Origin of the sequence: uncultured Frigoribacterium sp. (assembly GCF_963515265.1) — a bacterium.
GTDB lineage: Bacteria > Actinomycetota > Actinomycetes > Actinomycetales > Microbacteriaceae > Frigoribacterium.
The window spans coordinates 1-2,662 of the sequence record NZ_CAUPYL010000273.1 but is presented as its reverse complement, the minus strand read 5'-3'; the positions used below and the strand labels follow the sequence as shown (position 1 = coordinate 2,662).

The 2,662-nt window shown below is 75.0% G+C and carries 4 protein-coding genes; 1 reads left to right on the top strand and 3 read right to left on the bottom strand.

Going from position 1 to position 2,662, the window contains the following annotated elements; genetic code table 11:
• A partial coding sequence (locus tag RWM17_RS13850; RefSeq protein WP_314104618.1) for a hypothetical protein occupies positions 1-1,053 on the top strand: 1,053 nt, incomplete at its 5' end.
• A 58-nt stretch (positions 1,054-1,111) separates the two neighbouring features.
• Here the strand turns inward: RWM17_RS13850 and RWM17_RS13845 are convergent.
• From RWM17_RS13845 to RWM17_RS13835, 3 genes are all read right to left on the bottom strand, one after another.
• Positions 1,112-1,471, bottom strand: a complete 360-nt coding sequence (locus RWM17_RS13845) for a hypothetical protein (protein WP_314104616.1) — start codon at positions 1,469-1,471, stop codon at positions 1,112-1,114.
• A gap of 10 nt (positions 1,472-1,481) precedes the next feature.
• Complete coding sequence (locus RWM17_RS13840) at positions 1,482-2,057, bottom strand: GNAT family N-acetyltransferase (RefSeq protein ID WP_314104614.1); 576 nt, start codon at positions 2,055-2,057, stop codon at positions 1,482-1,484.
• A 107-nt stretch (positions 2,058-2,164) separates the two neighbouring features.
• Positions 2,165-2,662 (bottom strand): M23 family metallopeptidase (locus RWM17_RS13835; protein ID WP_314104612.1); only part of this gene is annotated, 498 nt, incomplete at its 5' end.

Genomic DNA, 2,662 nt, shown 5'->3' with positions numbered 1-2,662 from the left:
GCCCGGGTCGGCTCGGCCCGGGTCGGCTCGGCCCGGGTCGGCTCGGCCCGGGTCGGCTCGGCCCGGCTCAGCGCGGTCGACTCGGCTCGGCTGGAGGTGGGCGTGGCAGGATCCGTCCTCGTGCCTGCCGACCCTGCCGCCCGTGACGCCCCCGACGCCTGGGGCCCACGACCCCTCACCGACGATCCCGCGACCGTCCTGACCGTCCGGCGCGAGCACGACGTCGTGCCGGAGCGGGCGACCCCCTGGCGCGACGTGGTGGTGGAGTTCGACGTGCCGGCCGACGCGAGGGCGTCGGCCGACCTCGTCCGTCCCTTGTTGGACGACCCGGAGCTGCACTGGACGCCCGGACTGCGACGAGGCGTGCTGGCGCTGCTCCCCCGCAGCACCGCGATGGTGCGGGTCGTGCTGTCGTGGGAGTGGTCCGTCGAGGCTGCCGACTTCTCGGTGCACTCGCTCGAGCCGGAGCCCTTCTCGTCCGACGACCTGGTCGTCCTCGAGGGGTGGCTCCGCGCTGCCGCGCGACGCCTCGCGTCCGAGGGCGATGCCGTCGACGTCGCGGTGACCCGGGTGGTCGACGACGTCGTGTCCGGGCTCGACCGGAGCGCACCTCCTCGATCCACCTCGGCGCGGGCGGACGACGAGGCCGCCAGCGACCCGGACGGCGCCCCCGGGAACACGACCGGCACGGCGGTCCTCGGCACCCGTGTCGCCGGGCCGGACACGGAGTCCGGTCGCGGACGGGTCGACGTCCGCCTGCCCGACCCCGGCGACCCCGGCCACGAGGTCCTCGTCGAGGTCTCGACGGGCCGCCTGCTCGGGCACCGGACCACGTTGGCCGACGAGGGCGACCCCTGGGCGTTCCGCTACGTGGTGGCCGACGACGTCGAGGCCGGCCCGGCCGCGGAGGAGACCGGCGTCGTCCCGGCCGACCTGGTCCACTGGCACGACCAGCACATCCAGCGGCAGATGCTCGCCGACGACGCGCGGCAGGCACTCGTGCACCTGCTCGCAGGCCTGGACGCGCCCGCGTCGGTCGGCTACCGCGACTGACCGGCCGGGCTGACTCGTGCCTCGGCCGGGACGGACCGGCGCGGCACCGGGACGGGGGCTACGGCCGTTCGTCGACGATGGCCACGAAACGGCTGCCCACACCGGCGACCTCGCTGCGCGCCGTGCCCTGCTCGGGCTCGGGCAGCTCGTCCACGCCGTGGTCGTCGCAGCTGAGGTGCGTCCACGAGGGCCACCACTTCTTCGGCCGGGCGGCCTCGTGGTAGCCGCACACCACGCAGGCGAGATCGACCCAGACGGGCTTGCCCGTGCGGTTCGCCCGGGACTGCAGCAGCCACGCGGGCGGGGACTTCTCGAGCGCGAGCAGCTCGTCGAGCGTGAGCCTCGCGGGGATGCCGTGCCGCACCGCCATCTCGATCGGGATGTCGAGCTGCAGGGCAGCGTCTCGTCGCGTGATCATCGCGCCCAGCCTAGAGGGCGACCAGCACCTTCTCGAAGCAGATCGAGTTCGGGAGCGCCTCGACATAGGGCTCGTAGGTCGGGATCGGCCGGTAGCCGACCCGCTCGTAGAGGCGGACGGCCTCCGGCTGGCGGTCGCCGGTCTGGAGGATCAGCCGCGGTGCGCCGCCTGCCCGGGCGACGGCCTCGACCTCGGCCATCAGCACGCGGCCGAGGCCACGGCCGCGCTCGGTGGAGTCGACGATGACGCGCTTGACCTCCCACTCGCCGTCGAGGTCGCGCAGCACGGCGTGCGCGACGGCACGGCCCGCGTCGTCGGTGACGAGCACGGTGGCGTGGACCTGTTCGGGGTGCACGCGCAGGGCGTCGTCACGGGCGGCCGTGACCGCCGGGTCCTCCACGACGTGGGGGTCGGAGTAGCGCTCGTTCATCTCGGCGTCCATGCGCGCCCGGAGCTCGAGGGCCCGAGGGTCGTCCCACGCGACGTGCTGCACGTGCAGCGCTGCCCCGGACGAGGCGGCGGGGACGCCGGCCTCGTGGGCTGAGGGCTGAGGGGAGACCGGGGCAGGAGGAGCGGCGTTCGTCACCGAGACATCCTGCCATCGCTGCCCGGACGCCACCTGCACGACGTGCACGACGTGCAGGTCGTGCCGGGGCCGGGGCCGGTCGACCGGCGCGCGTGAGCCGGGGCCCGCTAGCGCAGGCTGACGCCCCGGGCGGCCATGAACGGCACCGGGTCGGTCGAGGCACCGTTGACGCGCGTCTCGAAGTGGAGGTGGCAGCCGGTCGAGTTGCCGGTGGAGCCGACGAGGGCGATGAGCTGGCCCGCGACCACCGACTGGCCGTTGCGCACCTTGATGCCGCCGTTGACGATGTGGCCGTAGGCCGTGCTGAGGCCGCCGCTGTGGGCGATGCGCACGTAGTTGCCGTAGCCGCCGTAGGCACCGGCGTAGTTGACCGTGCCGGAGGCCGCCGCGTAGATCGGCGTGGAGCAGCCGGGCGCCAGGTCGATGCCGTCGTGCAGCTTCCACTGGCCCGAGACGGGGTTCACGCGGTAGCCGTAGCCGCTCGAGATGCCGCCGCCGCTGGGCCGGACCCAGCCGGAGCCGGATCCCGACCCGCCGCCTCCGCCGGACGACACCGGGGGCGCCGCCGGAGCAGGGGCAGGGGCGCCGGCGCTCGGGGCAGGGCG

What these genes read in the sequence shown, in the direction of transcription:
- RWM17_RS13845 (WP_314104616.1), bottom strand. Translation starts at nt 1,471, where the DNA reads ATGATCACGCGACGAGACGCTGCCCTGCAGCTCGACATCCCGATCGAG.